Annotated in this window: 26 protein-coding genes; 12 read left to right on the plus strand and 14 right to left on the minus strand. The window is 63.3% G+C overall.

The genetic code is table 11. The annotated features are described in order from the left end of the window. Positions 1–9: 9 nt before the first annotated feature. Together KY495_RS02620 and KY495_RS02625 are read right to left on the minus strand one after the other, a co-directional pair. A complete protein-coding gene (locus KY495_RS02620; protein WP_219882224.1) occupies positions 10–1,620 on the minus strand; it encodes an NAD(P)/FAD-dependent oxidoreductase in 1,611 nt (536 codons plus the stop codon). After that, positions 1,620–3,131, minus strand: coding sequence for a polyamine aminopropyltransferase (locus tag KY495_RS02625; protein WP_219882225.1), 1,512 nt, complete (start codon positions 3,129–3,131; stop codon positions 1,620–1,622). Before KY495_RS02625 ends, KY495_RS02620 begins: the two co-directional genes overlap by 1 nt. 66 nt (positions 3,132–3,197) lie before the next feature. On the opposite strand from KY495_RS02625, the gene KY495_RS02630 reads away from it, so the two are divergent. From KY495_RS02630 to KY495_RS02655, 6 genes are read left to right on the plus strand one after another with little or no spacing between them, the layout of a single operon-like run. Beyond that, positions 3,198–3,584 carry a DUF350 domain-containing protein gene (locus KY495_RS02630; protein ID WP_219882226.1) on the plus strand — a complete coding sequence of 129 codons (387 nt, stop codon included), beginning with the start codon at positions 3,198–3,200 and terminating at the stop codon, positions 3,582–3,584. 43 nt (positions 3,585–3,627) lie between these two features. Beyond that, positions 3,628–4,674, plus strand: coding sequence for an SPFH domain-containing protein (locus KY495_RS02635; RefSeq protein WP_219882227.1), 1,047 nt, complete (start codon positions 3,628–3,630; stop codon positions 4,672–4,674). Between the two features lie 10 nt (positions 4,675–4,684). After that, positions 4,685–6,151, plus strand: coding sequence for a DUF4178 domain-containing protein (locus tag KY495_RS02640; RefSeq protein ID WP_219882228.1), 1,467 nt, complete (start codon positions 4,685–4,687; stop codon positions 6,149–6,151). Further along, the gene (locus KY495_RS02645) at positions 6,148–6,318 is read left to right on the plus strand and encodes a hypothetical protein (RefSeq protein ID WP_219882229.1); all 171 of its coding nucleotides are present in this window, start codon (positions 6,148–6,150) and stop codon (positions 6,316–6,318) included. Before KY495_RS02640 ends, KY495_RS02645 begins: the two co-directional genes overlap by 4 nt. After that, complete coding sequence (speD, locus tag KY495_RS02650) at positions 6,315–6,713, plus strand: adenosylmethionine decarboxylase (RefSeq protein ID WP_219882230.1); 399 nt, start codon at positions 6,315–6,317, stop codon at positions 6,711–6,713. The genes KY495_RS02645 and speD overlap by 4 nt, the downstream gene beginning before the upstream one ends. Positions 6,714–6,743: 30 nt before the next feature. After that, the gene (locus KY495_RS02655) at positions 6,744–7,988 is read left to right on the plus strand and encodes a CaiB/BaiF CoA-transferase family protein (protein WP_229518471.1); all 1,245 of its coding nucleotides are present in this window, start codon (positions 6,744–6,746) and stop codon (positions 7,986–7,988) included. 21 nt (positions 7,989–8,009) lie between these two features. Here the strand turns inward: KY495_RS02655 and KY495_RS02660 are convergent, their stop codons facing one another. The 6 genes from KY495_RS02660 to KY495_RS02685 all read right to left on the minus strand — a co-directional run bounded on the left by KY495_RS02660 (position 8,010) and on the right by KY495_RS02685 (position 12,743). Beyond that, positions 8,010–9,551 carry a dienelactone hydrolase family protein gene (locus KY495_RS02660; protein WP_219882231.1) on the minus strand — a complete coding sequence of 514 codons (1,542 nt, stop codon included), beginning with the start codon at positions 9,549–9,551 and terminating at the stop codon, positions 8,010–8,012. 41 nt (positions 9,552–9,592) lie between these two features. Beyond that, on the minus strand, positions 9,593–10,123 hold the full coding sequence (locus KY495_RS02665) for a nuclear transport factor 2 family protein (protein ID WP_219882232.1): 531 nt from the start codon (positions 10,121–10,123) through the stop codon (positions 9,593–9,595). 113 nt (positions 10,124–10,236) lie between these two features. Next, positions 10,237–11,112 carry a hypothetical protein gene (locus tag KY495_RS02670; RefSeq protein ID WP_219884031.1) on the minus strand — a complete coding sequence of 292 codons (876 nt, stop codon included), beginning with the start codon at positions 11,110–11,112 and terminating at the stop codon, positions 10,237–10,239. A 17-nt stretch (positions 11,113–11,129) separates the two neighbouring features. Next, positions 11,130–11,909: a hypothetical protein gene (locus tag KY495_RS02675; RefSeq protein WP_219882233.1), complete on the minus strand. Its 780-nt coding sequence runs from the start codon at positions 11,907–11,909 to the stop codon at positions 11,130–11,132. 2 nt (positions 11,910–11,911) lie between these two features. Beyond that, positions 11,912–12,406, minus strand: coding sequence for a hypothetical protein (locus tag KY495_RS02680; RefSeq protein WP_219882234.1), 495 nt, complete (start codon positions 12,404–12,406; stop codon positions 11,912–11,914). 46 nt (positions 12,407–12,452) lie between these two features. Beyond that, the gene (locus tag KY495_RS02685) at positions 12,453–12,743 is read right to left on the minus strand and encodes a J domain-containing protein (RefSeq protein WP_219882235.1); all 291 of its coding nucleotides are present in this window, start codon (positions 12,741–12,743) and stop codon (positions 12,453–12,455) included. Positions 12,744–12,895: 152 nt separating this feature from the next. Between KY495_RS02685 and KY495_RS02690 the strand changes: the two genes are divergently transcribed. From KY495_RS02690 to KY495_RS02700, 3 genes are all read left to right on the plus strand, one after another. Next, positions 12,896–14,653, plus strand: coding sequence for a glutamine--tRNA ligase/YqeY domain fusion protein (locus KY495_RS02690; RefSeq protein ID WP_219882236.1), 1,758 nt, complete (start codon positions 12,896–12,898; stop codon positions 14,651–14,653). Positions 14,654–14,858: 205 nt separating this feature from the next. Next, the gene (locus KY495_RS02695) at positions 14,859–16,703 is read left to right on the plus strand and encodes a CHASE domain-containing protein (protein WP_229518472.1); all 1,845 of its coding nucleotides are present in this window, start codon (positions 14,859–14,861) and stop codon (positions 16,701–16,703) included. Between the two features lie 277 nt (positions 16,704–16,980). Continuing rightward, a complete protein-coding gene (locus tag KY495_RS02700) occupies positions 16,981–17,946 on the plus strand; it encodes a hypothetical protein (RefSeq protein ID WP_219882237.1) in 966 nt (321 codons plus the stop codon). 164 nt (positions 17,947–18,110) lie between these two features. Here KY495_RS02700 and KY495_RS02705 read toward each other — a convergent pair whose 3' ends face one another. The 4 genes from KY495_RS02705 to KY495_RS02720 form a co-directional block, all read right to left on the minus strand. Continuing rightward, the gene (locus tag KY495_RS02705) at positions 18,111–18,380 is read right to left on the minus strand and encodes a hypothetical protein (protein WP_219882238.1); all 270 of its coding nucleotides are present in this window, start codon (positions 18,378–18,380) and stop codon (positions 18,111–18,113) included. A gap of 148 nt (positions 18,381–18,528) precedes the next feature. Further along, positions 18,529–18,888 carry a hypothetical protein gene (locus KY495_RS02710; protein WP_219882239.1) on the minus strand — a complete coding sequence of 120 codons (360 nt, stop codon included), beginning with the start codon at positions 18,886–18,888 and terminating at the stop codon, positions 18,529–18,531. A 66-nt stretch (positions 18,889–18,954) separates the two neighbouring features. Then, positions 18,955–19,158, minus strand: coding sequence for a hypothetical protein (locus KY495_RS02715; protein ID WP_219882240.1), 204 nt, complete (start codon positions 19,156–19,158; stop codon positions 18,955–18,957). A 28-nt stretch (positions 19,159–19,186) separates the two neighbouring features. After that, positions 19,187–20,077 (minus strand): SDR family oxidoreductase, encoded by an 891-nt coding sequence (locus KY495_RS02720; RefSeq protein WP_219882241.1) that lies wholly within the window; start codon positions 20,075–20,077, stop codon positions 19,187–19,189. A 12-nt stretch (positions 20,078–20,089) separates the two neighbouring features. Here KY495_RS02720 and KY495_RS02725 point away from each other — a divergent pair, with 12 nt between their 5' ends. After that, positions 20,090–21,115, plus strand: coding sequence for a CDP-6-deoxy-delta-3,4-glucoseen reductase (locus KY495_RS02725; protein ID WP_219882242.1), 1,026 nt, complete (start codon positions 20,090–20,092; stop codon positions 21,113–21,115). An 8-nt stretch (positions 21,116–21,123) separates the two neighbouring features. Here the strand turns inward: KY495_RS02725 and KY495_RS02730 are convergent, their stop codons facing one another. Then, on the minus strand, positions 21,124–21,735 hold the full coding sequence (locus tag KY495_RS02730; protein ID WP_219882243.1) for a lysophospholipid acyltransferase family protein: 612 nt from the start codon (positions 21,733–21,735) through the stop codon (positions 21,124–21,126). Between the two features lie 183 nt (positions 21,736–21,918). Between KY495_RS02730 and KY495_RS02735 the strand changes: the two genes are divergently transcribed. Next, positions 21,919–23,163: an MFS transporter gene (locus tag KY495_RS02735; RefSeq protein ID WP_219882244.1), complete on the plus strand. Its 1,245-nt coding sequence runs from the start codon at positions 21,919–21,921 to the stop codon at positions 23,161–23,163. A 161-nt stretch (positions 23,164–23,324) separates the two neighbouring features. Continuing rightward, the gene (locus KY495_RS02740) at positions 23,325–23,690 is read left to right on the plus strand and encodes an HPF/RaiA family ribosome-associated protein (RefSeq protein WP_219882245.1); all 366 of its coding nucleotides are present in this window, start codon (positions 23,325–23,327) and stop codon (positions 23,688–23,690) included. Between the two features lie 110 nt (positions 23,691–23,800). Here KY495_RS02740 and KY495_RS02745 read toward each other — a convergent pair whose 3' ends face one another. After that, positions 23,801–24,589: a helical backbone metal receptor gene (locus KY495_RS02745; protein ID WP_219882246.1), complete on the minus strand. Its 789-nt coding sequence runs from the start codon at positions 24,587–24,589 to the stop codon at positions 23,801–23,803. Positions 24,590–24,631 lie beyond the last annotated feature (42 nt).

A 24,631-nucleotide genomic window follows, 5' to 3' on the forward strand; every position in this document is an offset into this window, starting at 1 on the left:
CGGCCGGCATCAGCGCGCCAGGATCTTGCGCGCCGCTTCCATGCCCCACCACGCCGCCTCTTCAAACACTGAAAATCCCGTCAGGTCGCTGTGGGCGAAGACGACCGGACCGTCCACTGCCCGCAGGGCCGCCAGTCCCGCGTTGCTGCGAAAGCCCGGCAGCGGAATGGCCATGGCATGGCCGCGCAGGGTGATCTCCACCCGCTCCACGTACAGGCCGAACTTCCAGCCGTAAGCCGCTTTCAGGTCGGCGCTGGCCAGCGCCACCAGATCGTCCGCACTGGCCGACTGCATCCAGCGCCGCGCCGCCAGGGGCGTGCGGTCCGACAGCGCCACATAACTGCTGAACACTGTCTTTTCCGGCGGCGTGACCCGGATATCCTGATGGGTGGAGACCACGTAGCCCAGGCCCGGCTCCTGGTACACCACGTTGTCCCAGGCCAGGGGCGCCTCGGGCAGCTCGGGCGGAAAGCGGCGCATCAGGAAGTTGGCCACCATCCAGGGCGCATACTGCGGCATGTCGCGCCGCGCATCGAAGCCGTACGCGCCCATGTCCTGCACCACGCGCGCCGCCACATGCAGCGGCATGGCGCACACCGCCTTCCTCGCCCGTACCAGGTAAGTGCGGGCCACGCCACCGTCCAGGGTAAAGCACAGCGCTTGCACGCCGCCGGCAGTGCGGCGCAGGCTGACCACGCTGCCCGCCTGGCGGCGCGCGCCAGAGCGCGCGGCCAGCTGCTCGGCCACCGGCTGCATGCCGCCCGGCCAGGTCAGCCACGCGCCCGGCTCGGCATTGGCGGCCTGCCCGCCGCGGCTGCAAAAATAGTGCAGGCCCGCCCAGGCCGACACCTGGTCATAGCGGCTGCCGTAATCGTCGCGGCAGCAGTAATTGAGATACCAGTGCAACGTCGGCGAGCGGTAGCCGCCCTGCTCCAGCCACTGCCTGAAGGTGATGCGGTCGAGCTGCGCCAGCGCCGCGTCGCTGGATGAATGCAGCGCCGGGAACACAAAGGCGCGCCTGCCATCGCTGCCGCGCAGCTGGCGCAGGCGCTCCACTTCGGCAAAAAAGCGCTGGTGCTCGGCCAGTTCATCCGGCCCCACGCCCTCGGCCGGCATGCCGCCTTCGTGCCACGCGCCCCGGAACAGCAGGCGCTCGTGGGGCCCGTGCAGCAGGAAGCGCTCGTCGTACACGGGCCGCTCGCCAAACGGATCGCGCGAAATGATGCCTAGGTCGAACAGCATTTCGCGCACGTGGGCCGACTCCTGCGACGGCAGCGGCAGGTAATGGGCGCCGGTGGGAAAGGCCAGGTCGCCAAAACTGCCGCCGGCCGCATTGCCAAACGGTTGCGGGCCGTCGACCATGACCACATTGCGCTGCCCTTCCTTGCCCAGCTTCCAGGCCGCCGTCAGTCCGGCCACGCCGGAGCCCAGGATCACCACATCGGCGTCGATCACACTTGATGGTGGCGGCAGCGGGCGGCGGTCGCGCAGGTAGTGGCCTTCATCGCGCCCCGGGTAATGCAGCGTGGGCGTGATCTCCTGCCAGCGATGCAGGCCCGCGCCCGACAATGCAGCGGTCCCCGCGGCGCCGGCCAGCGACAGGAAGGAGCGGCGGTCCATCAGCGGATCACCTGCTGCCAGTCCTGCTCGAATTCCTTGACCAGCGACTGCGTGTTGAGGCGGTTCGGCGCCATGGCGCGCGGCTGCATGTCAGGCGGGAAGGTGAACATTTCGCGCGTGGTTGCCTCATTCAGGAAGCGCATCGGCAGCCGGTAGCTTGCCGGCGGCGCAAAGGCATGCTCGGGTGAGGCCATGATGAACCCCCATTCGCCGAATGATGGCACATACACGTGATAAGGCCAGGTGCGCATGCCCACTTCGCGCAGCGTGGCGTCGATGGTCCAGAAGGCATTGGGCGCAAAGAACGGCGAGGTGGACTGCACCACCACCAGGCCCCGGGCCGCTACGTGGTTCTTCACCACCGAATAGAACGGCACCGAATACAGCTTGCCCAGCGCGAAACTGGACGGATCGGGGAAATCGATCAGGGCGACGTCGAACATCTCGCTCGTGTTCTTGAGCCACACCGCGGCGTCGGCGTTGACGACGGTGACGCGCTTGTCGGCAAAGGCGCCGCCATTGAGCCGGACCAGCTCCGGGCGCGTGCTGAAGACACCGGTCATGACGGGATCGAGGTCGACCACGGTAACGTGGCTCACGTTGGGATAGCGCAGCACTTCGCGCAGCGCCAGCCCGTCGCCGCCACCCATAATCAGCACGCGCCGCGCCCAGGGGAGCGACTGCAGCGCGGGATGGACCAGCGCCTCGTGATAGCGGTATTCGTCGCGCGAGGAAAACTGCAGGTTGCCATTGATGTAGAGGCGCGTGTCATCCTTCCAGCGCGTGATCACCAGCCGCTGGTACGGCGTGCTGGTGGCATACACGATCTGGTCGCCCATCAGGCCCTGCTCGCCCCACTGGACCAGCCGGTCCGACAGGATGAAGCCGAATACCAGCGTGGCCATGACGGCCGATGCCCGCAGCACGCGAGCGCCGCCATCCATCAGCTCATGGCGGAACACGTACAGCGTCCACATGCCCACGCCCACGTTGAGCATCCCGAACAAAAAGCCGGTACGGACCAGGCCCAGGGTAGGCGCGAGCACCAGCGGAAACAGCAGCGACACGGCCAGCGCGCCCAGGTAGTCAAAGGTGAGCACGCGGCTCACCACCTCGTTGAAGGACGTGTCGCGCGCGTTCAGGGCGCGCATCACGAGCGGCACTTCCATGCCCACCATGGCGCCGATCATGAAGACCAGTATGTATAACAGCGTGCGGAACGGTACTTCCATCCACGAAAACGTCATGAACAGGATGGCCGCCGACAGCCCGCCAATGAGGCCGACTGCCAGCTCGATGTCGACAAAGCGAGCCAGCACGTCTTTGTCGCTGACGTACTTGGACAGGTGGGCGCCCACGCCCATGGCAAACAGGTAGCAGCCGATGATGGTGGAAAACTGCATGATCGAGTCGCCCAGCAGGTAGCTCGACAGGGCAGCGGCGATCAGTTCATAGGCTAGGCCACAGGAGGCGACCACAAAGACGGAAAGTATAAGAATTCGTTTGGTCATGTCTCGTCTTTTGATCTAAGATTCCGTGGTGCTGTCATTTTGACTATCTTAACCGGGGAGGAACGCGTGCCCGCCATCCTAAACTATCTGCTCCACCTTGCAACAGCGGTCGCGCTGGTCATGATCTTTTTCGCGCTCTACACGCGCATGACCCCGTACGACGAAGTGAAGCTGATCCGCGAAGGCAACCACGCCGCTGCACTGTCCCTGGGCGGCACCCTGATCGGCTTTTCCCTGCCGCTGGCATCGGCCCTGCTCAACTACGGCGACTACTATCTGTTCCTGGGCTGGGGCGCAGGCGCCATGCTGATCCAGGTACTGGTCTTCCACGGCACCATGCGCCTGCTCAAAATGTCGAAGGACCAGATCGAATCGGACAACTCGGCCTTTGGCGTGCTGCTCGGCTCCATCTCGATTGCCATCGGCCTGGTCAACGCCGGTTCGGTATCCTGATCCTCGTTTCACCTTTTATATCTGCATACACAGGAGGTTCACCATGTCCATCGGCTCATTCATCAGAAAGCAGTTTATCGATGTCCTGCAGTGGAACGAGGAGACCGAGGGCGTGCTCGCCTGGCGCTTTCCGATGCAGGACTTTGAAATCCAGAACGGCGCCATCCTCAATGTGCGCGAGTCGCAGATTGCCGTCTTCGTCAACGAAGGCACCATCGCCGACGTCTTCGGGCCCGGCACCCACAAGCTCACCACCCAGACCCTGCCGGTGCTGACCAACCTGCGCAACTGGGACAAGTTCTTCGATTCGCCGTTCAAGTCCGACGTCTACTACTTCAGCACCCGCGTGCAGACCGGCCGCAAATGGGGCACGCCGCAGCCGATCACGATCCGCGACAAGGATTTCGACATGATCCGCGTGCGGGCCTTCGGCATGTTCTCGTACCGCGTGGCCGACCCGCGCAAATTCTTTACCGAACTCTCCGGCACGCGCGAAGTCTACACCCGCGACGACGTGGAAGAACAGCTGCGCGGCCTGCTCATGGCCACCATGGCCTCGTCGCTGGGTACGTCCAACGTGGCATTCCTGGACATGGCCGCCAACCAGGCCCTCATGGCCGAACAGGTCAAGGGCGACCTGGCCGAAGCCTTCCTGCGCTACGGCATCGGCCTTGACGAATTCAATGTCGCCAGCGTCAGCCTGCCGGAAGAACTTCAGTCGGCGCTCGACGAGCGCATCTCCGCCGGCATGAAGGGCGGGCTTTCCGCCGACAAGATGGGCGGGTTCACCAAGTTCCAGGTGGCCAGCAGCATTCCGCTGGCGGCGCAGAACGAAGGCGGTCTGGCCGGCATTGGGGCTGGCCTTGGCGCCGGCGCCATGATGGGCCAGGCCATGGCGCAGAGCCTGGGCGGCATGATGGGCCAGGGCCAGCCGGCCGCAGCCGCAGCCCCAGCGGCTCCGGCGGCGCCGGCCGAAGTGCCGATCGAGGAACGCCTGGCCAAGCTCAAGGGCCTGCTGGACAAGGGACTGATCTCGGCTGCCGATTACGACAGCACCAAGGCAGAACTGCTCAAGAAGCTGATCGGCTGACCGGCGCACGATGCAGACAGTTTCCTGCCCGAGCTGCGGCGCCCCGGTCGAATTCAAGTCGCACGCCTCCGTCATGGCGGTGTGCGAGTACTGCCGCGCGGCCGTCATCAAGGATGCCGACAGCGTCAAGGACATGGGCAAGCTCTCTGCGGTGCTGGAAGACTATTCGCCGTTCCAGGTCGGCACTGCCGGGAGCTACGGCACGCGCGGCTTCACCGTGGTTGGCCGTATCCAGCTGCGCTACGAACAGGGCATGTGGAATGAGTGGCATGTGCTGTTTGACGATGGCAGCAGCGGCTGGCTCAGTGATGCATCAGGCATGTACACCCTCACCTCTGCGCATCCGGCCCCGCCGGGCGTGCCGTCCTTTGACCAGCTTGCGCCGGGCAAGGTGTACAACATAGGCGGGCGGCAGTTTACTGCCGCCGACCGGCGCGAGGCGCAATGTATCGGCGGCCAGGGCGAGCTGCCGTTTCGCGTCGGGGATGGCTGGCGCGTACGTGCCGCCGACCTGCGCTCAGGCAGCGCCTTCCTCACGCTCGACTATACCGACGGCGACACGCCGCTCATGTACCACGGCGAGGCAGTCACCCTCGACCAGCTCAAGCTGCAGCTGCTGCGCGATGACGATGCCATCAAGGCCAGCGCGGGCCGCTATCGTGGCAAGCTCGATACCCTCGATTGCCCCAGCTGCGGCAGCGGCATCAGATACGTTCCCGGCGTGACCACGACCGTGGTGTGTCCGGCCTGCGCGGCGCAGCTGGACGCGGGCAATCCCAAGGTGCAGGTGCTGGAAGCGGGCCGCCGCGCCCTCACGCCCAAGTGGACGCTGGAACTGGGTGCATCGGCAGCCATCCAGGGTCAGAAATACACGCTGATCGGCGCCATGGTGCGCGCCGACGAAGAAGGCGAAGAGTGGAACGAGTACCTCCTGTTCAGCGCCAGGCGCGGCTTTCTGTGGCTGATCGAGAGCAGCGAAGGCTGGTTCCAGTCCAGTGTGCAGCCGGAGTGGCCACAGTGGCACTCCCTGCACGCTACCAGCGCAACGCTGCAAAACACCCGCTACGACAAGACTTATGACTACGAGAGCCGCGTGGTGCACGCGGCCGGTGCGTTCAACTGGCGCGTGGCTGCCGGCGACAAGGCGCACGTGTACGAGTTTGAAAGCGGCAGCAACTCGCTGGCGGCGGAACTGACGGCGGACGAACTGACGTGGTCGCGCTCGTCCCCGGTGTCCGAGAGCCAGGTGCAGGCCTGGTTCGGCAAGCGCGCGGCTCCCGGACGGGCACCGGCGCCGGCACAGGATGACCGCGGCAAACTGTATTCGACCCAGATGAAGTTTGTCTGGTGGATCCTGGGCCTGAACGCCATTCCGCTCCTGATTGCCTTTGGCGACACCTTCTTGCTCACCGTGGGCGCGCTGATTGCACTGTTTTATCCGGCCAAATCCCTCCAGGGCGACAAGGACTCCGAATGAATACCAAATACTTCCTGTACGCGCTGGCACTGACGATCGTGACGACCGTCATCAACTGGTCCAACGCGATCAGCCATATATCCAGCTCCGGCTCGGGCAGCAGCTACAACCGCACTGGCGGCAGCAGCACCGGCGGTGGCTTCTATGGAGGCGGCGGCCACAAATGACCGCAGGCGCGCACCGCCCTGCGGGCACCCACCTGCTGGCAGACTTTTACGGAGTCGACCCGGCCCGGCTGGTGGCCGCGAACGACATCGATGCGCTGCTGCGCGCGGGCGCGCTGGCCGCGGGCGCGCGCATCCTGCACAGCCACTTTCACAGCTTTGGCGAATCCCAGGGCGTGACCGGCGTGGTACTGCTGGCAGAATCCCACATCTCCATCCACACCTGGCCCGAATACGGCTTCGCCGCGGCCGACATTTTCATGTGCGGCGACGCCCAGCCACGCCTGGCGCTCGAGCTCATTGAACGCGTGCTCAAGCCCGCCTCGTCGATTGTGCAGCATATCGCGCGCGGCCGCGCCGTAATTCCAGGCCATATTCCGGAACCTGCGCCGCTATAATTGCTTCCTTTTGCCACCGCTTCCGCCAACATGACAACTGCTATGCAAGGCATGCCCAAGGCCCTTGGCCATATTCGTGTACTCGACCTCTCGCGCGTGCTCGCAGGCCCCTGGTGTTCACAGAACCTGGCCGATCTGGGCGCCGACGTGATCAAGATCGAGCGCCCCGGCGCGGGCGACGACACGCGCGCCTGGGGCCCGCCCTACGCCAGGGATGCCGAGGGCAAGGACACCAGCGAAGCGGCCTACTACCTGTCGGCCAACCGGGGCAAGCGTTCCGTCACGGTCGATATCGCCAGCAGCGAGGGCCAGGCCATCATCCGCGATCTGGCCAGGCATGCCGACGTGGTCCTGGAAAACTACAAGGTGGGACAGCTCAAGCGCTACGGCCTCGATTACGACTCGCTCAGGCAGGTCAAGCCGGACCTGGTGTACTGCTCGGTCACCGGCTTTGGCCAGGATGGCCCGTACGCGCACCGCGCAGGCTACGACTTCTTGATCCAGGGCATGGGCGGCCTGATGTCGGTGACCGGCGAGCGCGATGACCTGCCCGGCGGCGGTCCGCAAAAGGCGGGCGTGGCGCTGACCGACATCATGACCGGGATGTACGCCACTGTCGCCATCCTCGCCGCCCTCACCCACCGCGACCGCACCGGCACCGGCCAGTACATCGACATGGCGCTGCTCGACACCCAGGTGGCCATGCTGGCCAACATGGGCAGCAACTACCTCAACAGCGGCAAGCCGCCCAAGCGCTGGGGCAACGCGCACGCCAATATCGTCCCGTACCAGACTTTTGCCTGCGCCGATGGCTACATCATTGTCGCCACCGGCAACGATGGCCAGTACCAGAAATTCGTCGAAGCGGGAGAGCGCGCCGACCTGGCGTCCGACGAGCGCTTTGTGACCAATCCGCTGCGCGTAAAAAACCGGGAGGTCCTGGTGCCGCTGCTGGCGGAGATGGTCAAGACGCGCAGCCGCGACGAGTGGATCAGCAAACTCGAAGCTGTGGGCGTGCCGTGCGGGCCGATCAACGATATCGGTGAAGTGTTCGAGAACCCGCAGGTGAAAGCACGCGGTACTGCATTCGAGATGGATCACCCGGCAGCGGGCAAGGTCAAGCTGGTACGCAGCCCCATGAAGCTATCGGTCACGCCGGCGCAGGCCGAGCTGCCGCCACCGATGCTGGGCCAGCACACCGACGAAGTGCTGCGCGACGTGCTTGGCCGCAGCGGCGACGAGATCGCGGCCCTGCGCGAGAAGGGTGTGCTCTAGGGCTGCTGCAGGCCATCGCAATCAGCGGCTCTCCAGCGCGAGCAGCTGTTTGCGGCGCTCCGCGTTCTGCGGTTCCAGCTCCAGGCCGCGCCGGAAACTCCGGGCTGCCTCGTCGCGCTGGCCAAGCGCCAGATGGGCGGCGGCCAGGCCATCCATCATTCCCGCATCGGCCGGGTACAGGTGTACTCCCAGCGCGAAGATATGGCGCGCATCCTGCGCCTTGCCACGTTCCAGCAGCCCGCCGCCCCATTGGCTGATGGCGCGCGGTGCAAGCGTAAATGCCGGCTGGCGCGCCGTGATCCGGTTGTACGCGGCTATCGCATTGGCAAAGCCGGTGCGGCCCAGTTCCGCGGCCAGGCTTTCCAGTGTCGGCGCAGGGCTGGCCGCGAGACGGATATCAGTCACCATCAGGCGCGGCGGCACGCCATTGGCCACCGGTTTGTTCATCAGGAAGGCCTTGCCCGTCGGGTCGCCCTTCAGATAGGTGTCCAGGAAGCGCCGCACATAGCGCGCCGCCCAGCTGTACGCGAGCGTGGCCTCTTCCCGCGTGTACTGGTCAAACGATTCATCCGGGGCAAAGCGCAGCATGAAGGAATCAAAGTCCGAATGCGACATCGGGTTCATGGTCAGGATGTAGGTGTCGGCATGGACCATCTTGTTCAGCAGGCTGTAGCTGATGTTGAGACCATGTTTGTTGATCGTTTCGGCCGAATGCGGGCGCGCCCCCACATACAGCATGGGCGCCGTCAAGCGCTCCGGCAAGACATAGCGCGCGGCAGTACTGCTGCCGTCGACATACTGCGAATGCGCGCGAACGGAGCCGTCCAGGCTCACCACGGCGCCGATGCGGTCATCGCGCGCGGCAGCCAGCACGTTGGCCAGCCCTCCCCAGCTGTAACCCATCACGCCGATACGGGCCGCGTCCACATTCGGCAGCGAGCGCGCAAATCCCGCCAGGAAGGCCATGTCGGCGGCCTGCGCTTCCAGTCCGTCAAGGTCCTTGGTCATCGCACGCGACCTGGCACCCACCGACGGGCTGGCGATGACCACGTAACCATGGCTGGCCAGATACTCGCACAGGTCGGCATTATCCATGGCCGCCGTGCCGAAGCTGGGGCCGTAGACGACCGCCGGGAAGCGCCCCTGGCGCGCAGCAGCGTCGCGCGAGGCCGTCATGGCGGCGGCCAGGGCCTGCTGCGCCGGCGCAGCGCGGGGCCCGGCCGTTGCCATGTCCAGCTCCGCCTTGATGCGGCGCGCCTTGTCCGCCGCGCTGGCACTGAAGTCGTCTTCTGCGCCAAGCGTGTCGAAATAGTCGCGATATGCCATCGGCCTGCCTTGCGCAGCGGCGGGGTACCAGATCAAGGTTTGCACCGGCCTTGCGCGCTCACCTGTATATGGCTGGCCCGTGACCAGGTCCGTCGCGCTGCGGTAAGCGCGCGAGTAGTCGTACTGCTCCACCACCCGGAAGCCCACCGGATATTTCCCCGCCCCCGCCAGGCCCAGGGCTGCCGCGTGCGCGGCGCAGCACATCCCGGCCAGGATTAACAAAACCAGTTTGATCATGAATACCTCACTAGAAGCACAGCGATGGGAATGATGGCGGCTTACTTAGGCTCGCCTTTGGACGACCAGAACACGCTGGCGATCTTCCACTGCCCATCCTTGTTCTTCATCATCTGCCACGTTTCCAGGCCGTGGTTTTCGATTTTGCCGTCGAAGCGGAAGTCGAAATCGAACATCACCACGGCCGTGTTGTCATCCTGCGTGATGCGCACATTGTAGAAGCGCTCTTCGATCGTGCCTTTCTTTTCGCGGGCGATCATGGATGCAAACTGCGGGTAGCCTGCCGGATTGATGCCGTTGAAGTTGGCGTCCGCCTTGGCCTGGACATTCTTGATCGCCTGCGGCCGCGCCGGATTGGCAAACAGGATGTCGGACGAGATCATGAGCGACGACAGCAGATGCGCATCCCCGGTCTTCAAGGCCGTCTGGAAGTCCGTGATGACCTTGTTGATGGCCGCCGTGTCTTCGGGCGTACTGATGTATTTGCCGACAAAGGCCGGATCGGCGGCGCTGGCCAGAGGCGATAGCGAGATGGCAGTAGCCAGGAAGAGGGATTGAACGAGGGTGCGCATGGTGTCTCCTTATTGTTGGAAACACATACTAGCCCAGAAAATCAGAGAATTGCAACTACAAGGAAGTTATTTTTGCTAGGAGATAGCAAAAACAACTTCCCATCGCAAGAAGGCTAGCCGTAATCGGCTTCCAGCTCCGATCCCGCGTAGTTTTCAAACTCGGCAAAGAGCGTCTTCATGGCCGTGCGCGAGCGAATTTTCTGGATGACGGTGCAGTGGGTGCGGTAGGACGCGATGCGCTCGGCGATGACCGGCTGGTGCTGGGGCGGGATCTGCGCCATGAGCGCGGCCCAGCCCTCTTCAAAGTCCGGCTTGTTCTTGCGCACCGACTTGACCAGGCGCTCGAAGTCCTTCTGGCTTGAACGCGCAACGATCCGCCCGCCTCCCTCGATGGCGGAAATGATGGCCACGGCGATCACGCCCTCGGCGTTCAGGTCCGGATCGTTGATTGGCCCGGCATAATGATGGCGACGCAGCCAGCCGGCGGCACGCACGATCGCCTGCACTGCCTTGCGCTGGCGATGCTGGGTGGCGTAACGCTCAAAACCGGCCCAGTTCTGGGTCGGATCGGCGTAGCAGATGTCGACGAACAGCTCCTTGAGGCGCCGCTGCAGGTACACCGGGTCCTGGTCGTACTCGCCCACCAGCGAATCCTCGGGCAGTGCTGCGAGCTCGCGGATCATGCGAAAACCCGTCTGGAAGACGTGTTCGGCTCCCTGCTCGATCAGGTAGTGCATGGCCGCTTCGTCATCCTCGTCCGGCTCCAGGTCGTGGTCCAGGCCCAGCGACACGCAGCCCACCGTCAGGTAGTAGGCGCGCACGATGCCTTCGGCCGTTTTATCGTTGGTGAATTTTTCCGCCACCATGGCCGTGATGCCGGACAGTTCGTCGGCCATGATCACGGCGTGGTCTTCCACGTCGTGCCTGGCCAGGCAGCGAATTGCCAGCACCAGCCGTGGCAGGCGCTCGACGACGAGCGCGGGCAGCATGCCTTGCGACTCGTCCATCACGAAAAGATACCCGTGCCGATGCTCTTGCGCGCGCCGCGCTTGGGAATGGCGCTGCGCTGCGACGGCACCTGCTTGCGCAGGCGGTACAGCAGCTCCTTGGTCGAGCGCTGCAGGAATTTGGGTTCCTCGTCGGGATCGTCCGAGTATTCGGCGTCGGCCAGGTCGCCGCTATGGCGAAAGTCCGGGAACAGCTCGAACAGCGCGCGGTCCCAGCCATCTTCGCTGGCGCGCACCAGTTCCACCGCCAGCGGCACCACGTCGCTGTCGGACGACGACTGGGCGGTGATGTACTGGCCCTTGGCCAGCACTTCGCCGGCCAGTTCCAGCATCTCTTTTGGTGCCATCGAAAACAGGATGGCAAAGATGGTGGCCCCGTAATCGGTGGCCGAGGCTTCGGCCAGCAGCTCGTGGCGGCGCTCCACGTCGTCGGTGGAAAACACGATGCCGTGCACGTGCGCGAACAGCGACTCGGCCACGCGCTCGGGATCGTCCTCGATCATGTCGTCGGACCAGGTGGCGGCAAAGAACGCCAGGCTGTCGGCCCATGCCTTGGGCGGCACCAGCAGGGTGGCCAGCGAGGTTTTGCCGCCGTCAAAGCCGGCCAGGTGCAGCGCGGTGACCTGCGGCGCCAGCTGTCCCAGTACTTCAACCACGGCCAGGTCGCCATGCTGCTCCACTGCTTCCGAAAACGCCTGCTCGGCGTGATGCAGGGAGCCGGCCAGTACCAGTTCGCTGACCTGCTTGCTCAGTGCGGGAAGATTGGCTTTTTCACTCATCCTCAGTCCTCCTGGTCAAACATCTGCGCAAAGTCGTCGGACACGCCATCGTCGTCTTCCACGTCGTCGCCGTCATCGTTCTCGCCCAGCTGGTCGAAGGACTGGTCTTCCTCGTCCCACATGCGCGGGTTCTTGAAGAGGAAGGCGGTGATGATGGCCTGGCGCGCCAGATCGGGATGGTTTTCCGTCATGGCCGCGTACATGGCCGCGGCGTCGCCTTCGCAGGCTGCCATGGTGAATACCTTTTCCGGGTTGCCGCCATCGTATTCGCCGGCTTCTGCCAACAGGCCCTTGGCATTGCTGAAGGTGATGTGGTCCACCAGCGCAAAGCTCATCATGTTGACGTCTTCGATGCCGCCGCCGGCAGCGTACTCGCTCACCAGGGCCGACTGCATCATTTCGTAGTTCTTGCGGTTGGGCGGGTCGCCCAGGATGCCGTCGATCTGGCCGCCAAGCTCGCGCGACTGGTAGGCAAATTCGGGGTGTACTTTTCTCATGTCGTGTCCTGTAAATGGGTGCTGTTGCTGCTGGCCGGGACCGCGCTTACGCCGGCAGGCTCACGCCGTTCAAGGCAAACAGGGACCGCCACAATTCGAACGCCTCGGCCTCGGCATCGAGAATGATGCGGTGGTTGATGCTCTGGTTGTATTCGTCCCTCCTGGCCCGGTCGGACAGGATTTCGTAGGCCTTGGTGATGCTCTGGAAGCGCGCCTTGGCACCCGGCGCATCGTTGCGGTCGGGATGGTAGCGCATGGCCAGGGAACGGTAGATCTTCTTGATCTCGTCATCGCTGGCATTGGGCGCGACGCCGAGGACGGCGTATAAATTTTCCATTTCAGAAACTCCCGGTGACAGCAAAAAACAGTAAAGAGGGATTATCCTATAGAAAGCGCGGCGGCGGGTAGCGGCGCGGGGCGCCTGCCCCTGTAGGAGTGCCTCGCGTACGGTAAAATGCTGCGATCTGATCCTTTCTAGGCATTTACCTGATGAGCAACGACAAAAATAACGTCCCGGCACCGGCCAATGCGCCCTCGCCCAACTTCCTGCGGGCCATTGTCGAGAACGACCTGGCCGCCGGCACCCATGTGCGAGCCGGCCTGCCACCGGTGATCACGCGCTTTCCACCGGAGCCGAACGGCTATCTGCACGTGGGCCACGCCAAGTCGATCCACGTCAATTTTGGCCTGGCGCGCGACTATGGCGGGCGCTGCCACCTGCGCTTTGACGATACCAATCCGGAAAAGGAAGATACCGAATACGTCGATACCATCAAGGACAGCGTGAAGTGGCTCGGTTTCGACTGGGAGCAGGATGGCCAGTCGCATCTGTACTTCGCGAGCGACTATTTCGAGCAGCTCTATACCATGGCCGAGTACCTGATCACGTCCGGCCACGCCTATGTGGACAGCCAGAGTGCCGAGGACATGGCAAGGAACCGGGGCAATTTCGGCACGCCCGGCACCAATTCGCCCTTCCGCGACCGCCCGGCCGCGGAATCGCTGGCGCTGTTTCGCGCCATGCGCGCCGGTCAATTCAAGGACGGTGAGCACATCCTGCGCGCGAAGATCAGCGAAGACGGCATGGCCTCGCCCAACATGAACATGCGCGACCCGGCCATCTACCGCATCCGCCACGCGCACCACCACCGCACCGGCGACGCCTGGTGCATCTATCCGATGTATGACTACACCCATCCGATTTCGGACGCGCTGGAGAACATCACCCATTCGGTGTGCACGCTCGAATTCCAGGACCACCGCCCGTTCTACGACTGGCTGCTGGCGACCCTGGCCGAAGGCGGCTTCTTCAAGCAGCCGGTGCCGCGCCAGTACGAATTCGCGCGCCTGAACACCACCTACGTCGTCACCAGCAAGCGCAAGCTGCGCCAGCTGGTCGAGGAAGGCATCGTGTCGGGCTGGGACGATCCGCGCATGCCGACTCTGGTCGGCCTGCGCCGGCGCGGCTTCACGCCCGACTCGATCAAGCTGTTCTGCGACCGCACCGGCACCTCCAAGAGCGACGGCTGGATCGACATGAGCGTGCTCGAAGGCGCGCTGCGCGACGACCTCGATCCCAAGGCGCCGCGCGCCACCGCCGTGCTGCGGCCCCTCAAACTCATTATCGACAACTTCCCGGCCGACCTGTCGGTGCCGTGTTCGTGCCCCGTGCACCCGCACTTCCCCGAACGCGGCGAGCGTACTTTCCCGATCACGCGCGAATTGTGGATCGAGCAGGAAGACTTCATGGAAGTGCCGAGCAAGGGCTACTTCCGCTTCTACCCGCCCATTGGCGACGCGCCGGGCAGCCGCGTGCGCCTGCGCCACGGCTATGTGGCCGAATGCGTGGGCTACGACAAGGATGCCGACGGCAAGGTCAGCGCGGTCCACGTGAAGTATTTCGAGGACAGCAAGTCGGGCACCGAAGGCTCGAATGCGTACAAGGTCAAGGGCAACATCCACTGGGTGAGCGCGGCGACGGCCCTTGAAGCGGAAGTGCGCCTGTACGACCGCCTGTTCCTCGATCCGCATCCCGATGCAGGCGGCAAGGACTTCAAGACCGCCCTCAACCCTGCGGCGCTGGAAGTGGTGACGGCCTACCTGGAGCCGGGGATGAGCGCGGCCGAACCGGAACAGCGCTTCCAGTTCGAGCGCCATGGCTACTTTGTGGCCGACCGGGTCGATTCGGCACCGGGCAAACCGGTGTTCAACCGGGTCACAACGCTCAAGGACAGCTGGGGCAAATAGCTGACATACGGCGTCGCCAATGTGCGACGCTTTCGCCCTCACGATCCCGCTCCGGCCCGCGCTGCAGCGGGATTTTTTGATATTCATCAACTTAACAATATGCAAACCTAGCAGGACGGATAGGTAGGCGGTTAAGGTCCTATCGGTTAACTTAGATCAAACCATGCAGCGCCATTTGCGGCTACCGAAAGGATTGCAACGCGCAATGCGAACCCACCATTCCACGACCAAGAGCTTCTCGACCACACGGCCGGCCATGTGGATCGGGGTGCCCTTGTCGATCACGGTTGGCCTGGCGCTGTACGTGATGACGGCCGGCTCGATTGAAGCCGATTCGCGCCAGCGTTTTTCGGCCCACGCGCAAAACGCCCGCAACATCATTGTCGCGCGCATCAAGTCGTATACCGATGTCCTGCGCGGCACGGCCAGCCTGTTCCAGACCAGCTATCCGCTCACGCGCCGCCAGTTCCACGGTTACGTGCAGGGGCTGGAGCTGGCGCGCCACTTCCCTGCCATCGAAACGATCAACTTTGCCGAATTCGTCAAGGACGAGAACCGCGAAGCATTCGAGCGGCGTATCCGCAGCGAGCTCAATGCCGACATCGACGGCGTGACGCGCTTCGAGATTCGCCCGCCGGGCCGGCGTGCCGAATACAGCGTGCTGACGTTCATCGAGCCGATCGAACCGGGCAACAAGGCTATCGGTTTCGACCTGCAGGCCAACCCGCTGCAGCAGGTCAACCATGTGGCCTTGCGCGATGGCGGCCAGCTCATTTCCTCAGGCATGCCGGTTGCTGCCATGTCCGGCCGCAACCGCACCGGGCTGGCCATGCGCTTGCCCATCTATCTGCCGCACGCGCCCACCAGCACCGTCAAGGAACGGCGCGCAGCCTTTGTCGGCTCGGTCGGCATTGCCTTCAGCGTCGACAAGCTGGTGCTGGGCGTGATCGATGAAATGCCCGTCAAAAACGTGCGCATGACGCTGGTGGACAACGCCATTGGCGTGGACCGCAAACGGGGGCGCGTGCTGTTCGATACCCAACCAGGGCTGGCCGCGCGCCGCACCGGTGTCAACCTGCTCAGCGACCGTTTCAGCAGCACGCTGCCGATAGACTTCAATGGGCGCCAGTGGGATGCGACCTTCAGCATCGCTGCGCGCGACCTGTACACCGGCTTTGAGGAATTCGTGCCCTGGCTGGCGATGGCGGCCGGCTTTACCAGTTCGATGCTGCTGTACGCCCTGTTCCACGCGCTGACGTCGTCGCGCCGGCGCGCCATCAAGATGGCCAAGGGGATGACGCGCGAGCTGCGCGAAAGCCAGACCAAGCTGCAGCAGTCGCACCAGAACCTGCGGCGCCTGGCCGCGCATGCGGATCAGATCAAGGAAGGCGAACGCAAACGCATCGCACGCGAAATCCACGACGACCTGGGACAGAACCTGCTGGCACTGCGCATCGAGGCCGACATGCTGGCCACGCGCACCCGCGACAAGCACCCGCGCCTGCATGCGCGCGCGCGCGGCACGCTGCAGCAGATTGACGCGACCATCAAGAGCGTGCGCCAGATTATCAATGACCTGCGCCCGAATGTGCTGGACCTGGGCCTGTCGGCGGCGGTGGAGTGGCAGATCGCCGAGTTCCGGCGCCGGACCGGGATCGCCTGCGAGCTCATTGACGAGCCCAAGGACGTCACCCTCAACGACCATGCCGCCACGGCCTTTTTCCGCATCCTGCAAGAGTCGCTCAGCAACATCGTGCGTCATGCCCATGCCACGGCGGTGCGCGTGCAGCTGTGCTCCGACGGGCGCCAGCTCACCATGACCGTCACCGACAACGGCATCGGACTGGGAGCGCGCGAAAGGGGCAAGGCCGGCTCCTTTGGCCTGGTCGGCATCGAAGAACGCATCAGCATCCTGGGTGGTTCGTGTTCCATCAGCAGCGCCGACGGCGAAGGCACCACGGTGTGCGTGTCGGTGCCGCTGCAGGAACCCGGACGTGACGCCAGCTCCCCTCCGGCTGGCCCGTCCTCACGGCACCCGGCGCTTGTCTGACACCGTCTTTCGCATTGTCCTATACAGCGCCTGCGGCAGCAGCTGAAGCCGTCGTCAGCCCAGGCGTCATGGCTTAGGAATACGTGAAAGTGTTTGTTGAGTGAAATCAACAATGCCGGGACGCAACGGCGCAACATCCTCATCTAGTAACGCAAATCAATGCTTTTAGGAATTTGATTTCTTACTGGATACAGAAAGGAGCACGCCGAGCTGGGCTTTACCGTCATTCAAACAGGGATGTCTCACCACAAACTACACTCTACAAAGAGGAAAAATCATGAAAACCAATAACATCTTCGACGCCATCAATGCACTGAACCTGGAGCCAATCAAGACCAAACTGATGCACGCCGCGTCGGGCGAAGGCTGGAGTCGCGCCAAAGCCGATGCCATCGCCATCGAGTACTGCCGGTTTTTGTTTTTGATGCACAGTTATCCCCATGAGCAGGTGGCCCCCACGGTCGATGTCGATACCTTCTGGCATTACCACATCCTTGATACGATGAAGTATGCGGCCGATTGCGAACAGACCTTTGGCTACTTCCTGCACCACTATCCGTACGTTGGCCTCGACACCGATGAACAGGATGGCGCCGATGCGCGCGGCGGCAATCGCATGAAAGAACTGTACGAGCACACTTTCGGCGAGCCGTACATTCGCGCTGAAGCCTATGGCACTGATGCCGCCCAGGCCGCCAGTGCCTACTGCATGCTGCAACCAGGCATGAAGGCAGGGACCGATGGCGCGTACTGCATGCTGCAGCCGGGGTTGAAAGCCGGTACCGATGCAGCTTACTGCATGCTGCAGCCGAGCGTGAAAGCCGGTACCGACGCAGCGTATTGCATGCTGCAGCCACAGGCAAAACACGCTGGCGCCGAAGCTGCATACTGCATGCTGCAACCGGGCGTGAAAGCCGGCACCGACGCAGCCTATTGCATGCTGCAGCCGAGCGTGAAAGCCGGTAGCGACGCCGCTTATTGCATGCTGCAGCCACAAGTAAAACAAGCGGGAGTAAAACAAGCGGGGACCCGGATTGCTGACTGCATGCTGCAGCCACGGGTCAAAGCCGGCGCCGAGGCTGCTTACTGCATGCTGCAGCCACAAGTGAAACAAGGAGCCGCCACGGCTTACTGCATGCTGCAACCGCAAGTGCAGCAGGCAGGTACAGAGTCAGCCTATTGCATGCTGCAGCCGCAGGCTCGCGCACCGCAGCGCTGCGCAGCACCGATATTGCCGGCCTGATTGTCTCGCCTGGCCGGCGAGAGCCGGTTCGGGCACGCTACGACGCGCTCGCGTCATCAAACGCACTACGCCGTCTTGCCCCGCCTGCCTCCGGCAGGATGAAGGAGCAAGACGGCGTGTCACTTCAGCGTCCCACGGCGCGATCGCCGCCAGCCTGGAGCGGCTTAAGCCGCCACCGAGTGGAATGGTGTGACCTGCACACCCATCAAAGACTTCAGTTCCCGGATGCTGAATTCGCTCACTTCATGCATACGCAGCAAGATCGTGGCGCCGATTGGCAGCGTGCGGTGGCGAATCTTGCTGATGACCGGTGGCGCCACTTCCAGGGCGCGCGAGAGCGCTGCATCATTCTTGAGGTTCAGCCGCTCCATGATCGCGTCAAGAACGCGGTTGGGATCATAGGTTGCCTCTGTGGGCACATGTCTTGTCGTCATGACTACATTCTTTCAAAAATTCACATTCCGCAGCATGTTTGCCGCGGGCTCGTCGCTACCAGCAAAAACACCGCTCCCCTCACCTTTCAGGCACATTCGATACGGTCATCAAACGCGTCCGAACAGCTTCGGTAACATTGACATTTGCTTAAGCTGTGACATTCTCACACAAAATTGGTTTGTGTTTAAGTAAATTTTGATGTGTTTGTGTCGCGACACAGGAAATTTTCATAGCGGCGAGGAGGAAGTCGCATGCCAGCGTCGTGGCCAGACGGGTATAGGCGGTGGGAATTAGATAGAATTGCAGCGGCAGACACTGGACATCGGCCCGCATGAGGCGCCAGCCCAGCAAGGCCCGGATTTCTTCAGGCGACGGCGGCGGACGGCGGCCGGCCCGGCGCGCCACGAGCCGCGCTGCCATATAGGCGCGGACCTGTTCCTTGGTAGGTTGTGTGATGCGGTGTGGCATGGCAGGCTCTAGCACAAGTAAATAATCCGGGATGGACATTACTCACCATATGCCTGCGCAGAAATTGCCCTTTGAGGAAGCTCAATCGGACAATGGTGCGCCGCATCAAGCTTTTTGGCTGGCCATAAAAATGGTCTTGGCATCCTTGTGGGCGCGATCGATATTGCGCAGCGCTTCCTGCTCGTCGTGCTGCACGAAAAATTCCGCGTCCTGGGCCTTGACCACGAGCTTGATGGCGGCGGCATCGCTGAGATTGTATTTCTCCACGATCAGCGTCGTGACTTCATCCAGATATTCTTCGTAGGTCATCGTTGTTCCCATCGCATAGTCAAGCCCCTCATTCTACCAGTGCCATGGCCGTGAGCGATGTGCAGACATCGGGGTGCCGCAGGCGCACACCCAGTTCGCGCTTGATGCGCGCATTGCGCATGCGGCGCGATTCCGACATGAACGACAGCAGCATGGGCGATACTTGCAGGACCAGTTGCTCTCTCGCGACGCGCGGCGGACGCGCCATACCGAACGCATCAGCCACGGCATCGAAATAATCAGCCATCTTCATCTGCGTGTCATCGACCGCGTGGTACACCCGTCCAGGCCGCCCCTTGAACAAAGCTTGCACCACAATGCGGGCCAGGTCGTCGGCATGGATGTGGTTGGTGAAGACGTCTTCCTGCGCCAGCAAGGCAGGCGTGCCCTGCTGCAGACGGCGCAGCGGCAGGCGATCACGGGCATAAATGCCCGGCACGCGCAAAATGGCCAGCCTGGCCCCGCTGGCGCGCGCCCACTTGCGCAAGACCTGTTCCGCATCCACCCGGCGCATGGCGCGGGCATTGCGCGGCGCTACCGGGCGCGTTTCATCGATCAGCGCGCCGCCGCAGTCACCGTACACGCCCGTGGTACTCACATAAACCATGCGCGCGCCCTCAGGTAGAATGGCGCACAAGTTGCGCGTCCGCTGGTCCCGCACGCCTTCGGACTGGGGCGGCGCCAGGTGCACGACATGGTGCGCCAGGCCCGCCAGGCGCTTCAGCGTCGCCGGCCGGTCAAGGTCGGCCAGGATGGGAATGGCCCCTGCCGCCCGCAGCTCGGCGCAGCGCTCGGGCGAACTGGTGACGGCAACAATGCGGAAACGGTGGCGCAGCAGCGGCAGCAGGCGCATGCCCACATCGCCGCAGCCCAGCACCAGCAGGCGTGGCCGCTTGAGTGTATGTTTGATGTTGTTCATTTTGAGGATTGTATGACGTTCCAAGTTACTGTTCAGCCTAGCGGCCATCAATTTGACTGCGAAGCCGACGAAACCGTGCTGGCGGCGGCGATTCGGGCCGGCATCGGCCTGCCTTATGGCTGCAAGAACGGCGCCTGTGGATCGTGCAAGGGCAAGGTAGTGCAAGGGGCGGTGTCTCATCGCGCCCACCAGCAGCGCGCCCTGAGCGAAGACGAAAAGGCCCAGGGCTTTTCCCTGTTCTGCTGCGCCACCACGGCGGCCGACCTCGTGATCGAAGCGCGTGAAGTGGGCGGCAGCAGCGAGTACCCGGTGCGCAAGATGCCCTCGCGCGTGCTAGCCATGGAAAAAGTCGCGCCCGATGTGATCGTGCTCACCTTGCAGCTGCCGGCCAACGAAGCCCTTGCCTACCGCGCCGGACAGTATATCGAATTCATGCTGCGCGATGGCAAGCGGCGCAGCTACAGCATGGCCAACGCGCCCAGCCTGGACGCCCCGCTCACCCTGCATATCCGCTACATGGCGGGCGGCATGTTCACCGAACACGTGTTCAATACCATGAAGGAGCGCGACATCCTGCGCTTCGAAGGGCCGCACGGCAGCTTTTTCCTGCGCGAAGAGTCGGACAAGCCGATCGTGCTGCTGGCCTCGGGAACCGGCTTTGCGCCCATCAAGGCGCTGGTTGAGCACATGATCCACCTGCAGTCGACCCGGCCTGTCAGCCTGTACTGGGGCGGACGCCGCCCGCTCGACCTGTACATGAACAGCCTGTGCGAGCAGTGGGCAGCGACGCTGCCGAACTTGCGCTACATTCCCGTGGTCTCACATGCACTGCCGGACGACCAGTGGACCGGCCGTACCGGCTTTGTGCATGCCGCCGTCCTGCAGGACTTGCCCGACCTGTCCGGCCACCAGGTGTATGCCTGCGGCGCGCCGGTGGTGGTGGAATCGGCCCAGCGCGACTTTGTCGAGCGTTGTGGCCTGCCGCCGGAGGAATTCTTCGCCGATGCCTTTACCAGCGAAGCAGATCTGCACAACTAGCCCCGCCGCTAGCGGCGCCGCACCGTGCTGGCATCGAACTTGTCACGGTGCTTGCCGCTGATGCCGCTGTAGAACTGCTGGATTTCGGCCATGTCGGCAGTGATGTCGCCCGTGGTCACAAACATGCGCCCGATGCCGCCGCGTTTGCGCGCGTAATCCAGGTAGGCCATGGCAATGGGGACCCCGGCGCCATGGGCCATATGGTAGAAGCCGGTTTTCCAGTGGGTCACCTTGCCGCGCGTGCCCTCGGGCGCCACGATCACGGCCAGCCGTTCGCGTTCCTGGAAGGCCTTGATCGTGGTCTGCACCGTATTGTTCGATGCGCTGCGGTCGATGGGAATACCGCCCAGCCAGCGCGACAGCCAGCCGATCGGCCAGCTGAACAAGCTCGCTTTCGCCATCCAGTACACGCGCAGGCGCAGCTGGAAGCACAGCATGAGCGTGATTGGAAAGTCCCAGTTGCTGGTGTGCGGGGCGGCAATGAGCACATACTTGGGATAGGCCGCGATCTCGTCCGGCGACATGCCCTCCGTACGCCAGCCCGTGCTGCGCATGGCAAACCGTGACACGCCAAGCATCAGGCGATTGATCAGGGGCGTTTCAAAAATAGTCCGCTGCATTGCTGGTTCCGGTAAATATGCTTCCACAAGGCACTATTTTACCCCGCCTGCATATGCGAAACCGTTGTTTGCCAGCCCTGGCGGCCCTTATTTTGTCCGCCCGGCGAGCGCGGCGCGGAGCGGCAGGCAGACGCCACATCAGGCACAATGTCGTTCCTTCAAGAATTTTTCCGCGAATCTGCAATGTCCTTCATGTCGCCCACCAATGGCTTGCGCGTCTTGCGTAACCGCAATTTCGCCTGTTACCTGTCGGCGCGCGTCCTGGGTACCCTTGCAGTGCAGATGCAGAGTGTGGCCATTGGCTGGCAGGTGTACCAGATCACCGGCAGCCTGTTCGACCTCGGCTTGATTGGCCTGGCGCAATTTGCCCCCTTCCTCGTGTTGATCTTGCTGGCCGGCCATGTGGCCGACCGCTACAACCGGCGCACCATCATCATGCTGTGCCTGGCGGTACAGCTATTGTGCGCATTCCTGCTGCTGGCCTTTACCTACAGCGGTTCGCGCGTCGTCTGGCCCGTGTTCGCAGTGCTGGTGCTGTTTGGCAGCGCCCGGGCCTTCATGATGCCGGCTACCCAGGCCGTGCTGCGCAACATTGTGCCCATTGAGCAGTTCAGCGAAGCGGTGGCCCTCAGCTCTTCCGCCTTTCACGTGGCGGTGATTGCCGGCCCGATCCTGGGCGGTCTGCTGTACCTGGCCGGCCCCTCCACCGTGTACCTGGCTGCCGTGACACTGCTGGTGCTGTCGGTTGTGCTGATGGGTTGGACGCGGGCCGCACCCCAGGCGGTCAATACCGAGCCGGCCACCTGGCACACGGTGCTCGAAGGCCTGCGCTTTGTGTGGTCACGCCCCATCATGCTGGGCGCCATTTCGCTGGACCTGTTCGCGGTCCTGTTTGGCGGGGCCACCGCCTTGTTGCCTGCCTACGCGCGCGATGTGCTGCAAGTCGGTCCCACTGGCCTGGGCTTTCTGCGCACGGCACCGGGCGTGGGCGCGGCCATCTGTTCCATTGCCCTGGCTTTCTTTCCGCTGCAGCGGCGCGTGGGGGCATGGATGTTTGGCGGCGTGGCCGTGTTCGGACTGGCCACGCTCACGCTGGGCCTGACCGACAGCTTTGCCGTGGCGCTGGCGGCCCTGTTGCTGCTGGGAGCGGGTGACATGGTCAGCGTGTATGTCCGCCACCTGCTGGTCCAGTATGAAACGCCCGATGCAATCCGCGGCCGGGTCAGTGCCGTCAATGCGGTCTTCATTGGCGCTTCCAACGAACTGGGCGAATTTGAATCCGGTATCACGGCCGGCTGGTTCGGCCTGGTGCGCGCCATCGTCTTTGGCGGCGCCGCCACCCTGGCCGTGACGGCCATCTGGATGGTCAAGTTTCCGGTGCTGTCGAAGATGGATCGCTTTCCTCATCATGACAAGCCGCCGCTGTGACCCAGGCTGCGCTCCGCTTGAAACTGACCAGGAAGTATGAAAGGTGTAAGATCAAACCGTGCGCAATGTCGTTGCCAGCGCCGGCGCGGCAGTTTTGACTGCCGCGGCGCACACAGCGCCGGCCTGGAGCAATACCTTTATGAACAACCGGGAGTGAGCTTATGCAAATTAACATCAATACCGACAAGACGATCGAGCGTCACCAGGGCCTGGACGACCATGTGCAGTCAGTGGTTGCGGCTGCGGTGCAGCGTTTTGCCGATCACATCACTCGCGTCGAAGTTCACCTCAGTGACGAACTGAGCCAAAAGTCGGCTGACGGCGGCAATCGCTGCCTGCTTGAAGCTCGCGTGACGGGCTACCAGCCAATCGCCGTCAGCGCGCATGCCGAGTCGCTGCACCAGGCTATTTCTGGCGCGGCAGACAAGCTCAAGCGTGCAATCGACAGCGCCCTGGGCCGCCTGCACGACAAGCAGATGCATGCCACGCCAACCCTGGTGGCCGAGCCTGACGAAGTGAACGAGTAAGATCCGGGTATCCTGGCGGCCACGGCTGCCAGGTGGGGACCGGCAAGGCCCATGCCTGTTGACCGGATTGCCCCGTATTCCCCTGTTGCCCCATACTGCCCCTGCCTGACCTACACCCAGCCCTTGCCGGCCAGCTCGCGCAGGTAGCCCAGGCCCGCCAGCGACCGTGTACCGTACCAGGACAACATTTCGCCATCGACCAGATACACCGGCTTGCCAATCTGTTGTTCCAGCGCGTCCACATGTGCTTCCTGGAAGCGATAGGGCTCGGTGGACAGCAGCACGCAATCGAGCCCGGCCACCAAGGACTCGCTCCATGTAAACGCCGGATAGCGCGCACTGCCCAGCACTGGCGTGGTCCAGCCAATCTCGGCCAGCATGCGGGCAATATAGGTGTCGGCTGAAATGCTCATCCAGGGGTCTTTCCAGATGCAATAGAGCACCGTTGCCGGCCGGCCGCGGGGCGCCGCCTGCAGGCGCGCATACGCCTCCTCGAACCGGGCACACCATTGCTGCGCGGCCGGCTCGACGCAAAAAATGCCGCCAAGCAGGCGCGCCAGACCCAGATTGTCGCGCGGTGCCATGGGATGGGTCACGACCAGGTGGGGGACGAATTCGGCAAGCAAGTCCGCCGTCGGCTTTTCATTCTCATCGATATTGACGATGACGTGGGTGGGCGCCAGCTTGCGGATCTTGTCCACATTGACATCCTTGGTACCGCCGACCTTGGCAATGGCTTGCACCGTGTCACGCGGGTGGATGCAAAAGCCGGTACGGCCCACGATTTGCGGGGCCAGGCCAAAATCGCACAGCATCTCGGTAATGGAGGGCACCAGCGACACGATGCGCGCATGCGGGTCGGGAAGGTGGGTGGTGCCGAGGGCGTCGGTGAGGAGCATGGGATGGGAGCGTGGCGAGCGAAGCTGCCATTGGAACACTGT

The organism is Massilia sp. PAMC28688, assembly GCF_019443445.1.
Lineage (GTDB): Bacteria > Pseudomonadota > Gammaproteobacteria > Burkholderiales > Burkholderiaceae_D > Telluria_A.

Bases quoted from the DNA above. Each gene is read 5' to 3' on its own strand.
- KY495_RS02620 (WP_219882224.1), bottom strand. From the start codon at position 1,620: ATGGACCGCCGCTCCTTCCTGTCGCTGGCCGGCGCCGCGGGGACCGCT.
- KY495_RS02625 (WP_219882225.1), bottom strand. From the start codon at position 3,131: ATGACCAAACGAATTCTTATACTTTCCGTCTTTGTGGTCGCCTCCTGT.
- KY495_RS02635 (WP_219882227.1), top strand. From the start codon at position 3,628: ATGTCCATCGGCTCATTCATCAGAAAGCAGTTTATCGATGTCCTGCAG.
- KY495_RS02640 (WP_219882228.1), top strand. From the start codon at position 4,685: ATGCAGACAGTTTCCTGCCCGAGCTGCGGCGCCCCGGTCGAATTCAAG.
- KY495_RS02645 (WP_219882229.1), top strand. From the start codon at position 6,148: ATGAATACCAAATACTTCCTGTACGCGCTGGCACTGACGATCGTGACG.
- speD (WP_219882230.1), top strand. From the start codon at position 6,315: ATGACCGCAGGCGCGCACCGCCCTGCGGGCACCCACCTGCTGGCAGAC.
- KY495_RS02655 (WP_229518471.1), top strand. From the start codon at position 6,744: ATGACAACTGCTATGCAAGGCATGCCCAAGGCCCTTGGCCATATTCGT.
- KY495_RS02660 (WP_219882231.1), bottom strand. From the start codon at position 9,551: ATGATCAAACTGGTTTTGTTAATCCTGGCCGGGATGTGCTGCGCCGCG.
- KY495_RS02665 (WP_219882232.1), bottom strand. From the start codon at position 10,123: ATGCGCACCCTCGTTCAATCCCTCTTCCTGGCTACTGCCATCTCGCTA.
- KY495_RS02670 (WP_219884031.1), bottom strand. From the start codon at position 11,112: ATGCTGCCCGCGCTCGTCGTCGAGCGCCTGCCACGGCTGGTGCTGGCA.
- KY495_RS02675 (WP_219882233.1), bottom strand. From the start codon at position 11,909: ATGAGTGAAAAAGCCAATCTTCCCGCACTGAGCAAGCAGGTCAGCGAA.
- KY495_RS02680 (WP_219882234.1), bottom strand. From the start codon at position 12,406: ATGAGAAAAGTACACCCCGAATTTGCCTACCAGTCGCGCGAGCTTGGC.
- KY495_RS02685 (WP_219882235.1), bottom strand. From the start codon at position 12,743: ATGGAAAATTTATACGCCGTCCTCGGCGTCGCGCCCAATGCCAGCGAT.
- KY495_RS02690 (WP_219882236.1), top strand. From the start codon at position 12,896: ATGAGCAACGACAAAAATAACGTCCCGGCACCGGCCAATGCGCCCTCG.
- KY495_RS02695 (WP_229518472.1), top strand. From the start codon at position 14,859: ATGCGAACCCACCATTCCACGACCAAGAGCTTCTCGACCACACGGCCG.
- KY495_RS02700 (WP_219882237.1), top strand. From the start codon at position 16,981: ATGAAAACCAATAACATCTTCGACGCCATCAATGCACTGAACCTGGAG.
- KY495_RS02705 (WP_219882238.1), bottom strand. From the start codon at position 18,380: ATGACGACAAGACATGTGCCCACAGAGGCAACCTATGATCCCAACCGC.
- KY495_RS02710 (WP_219882239.1), bottom strand. From the start codon at position 18,888: ATGTCCATCCCGGATTATTTACTTGTGCTAGAGCCTGCCATGCCACAC.
- KY495_RS02715 (WP_219882240.1), bottom strand. From the start codon at position 19,158: ATGACCTACGAAGAATATCTGGATGAAGTCACGACGCTGATCGTGGAG.
- KY495_RS02720 (WP_219882241.1), bottom strand. From the start codon at position 20,077: ATGAACAACATCAAACATACACTCAAGCGGCCACGCCTGCTGGTGCTG.
- KY495_RS02725 (WP_219882242.1), top strand. From the start codon at position 20,090: ATGACGTTCCAAGTTACTGTTCAGCCTAGCGGCCATCAATTTGACTGC.
- KY495_RS02730 (WP_219882243.1), bottom strand. From the start codon at position 21,735: ATGCAGCGGACTATTTTTGAAACGCCCCTGATCAATCGCCTGATGCTT.
- KY495_RS02735 (WP_219882244.1), top strand. From the start codon at position 21,919: ATGTCCTTCATGTCGCCCACCAATGGCTTGCGCGTCTTGCGTAACCGC.
- KY495_RS02740 (WP_219882245.1), top strand. From the start codon at position 23,325: ATGCAAATTAACATCAATACCGACAAGACGATCGAGCGTCACCAGGGC.
- KY495_RS02745 (WP_219882246.1), bottom strand. From the start codon at position 24,589: ATGCTCCTCACCGACGCCCTCGGCACCACCCACCTTCCCGACCCGCAT.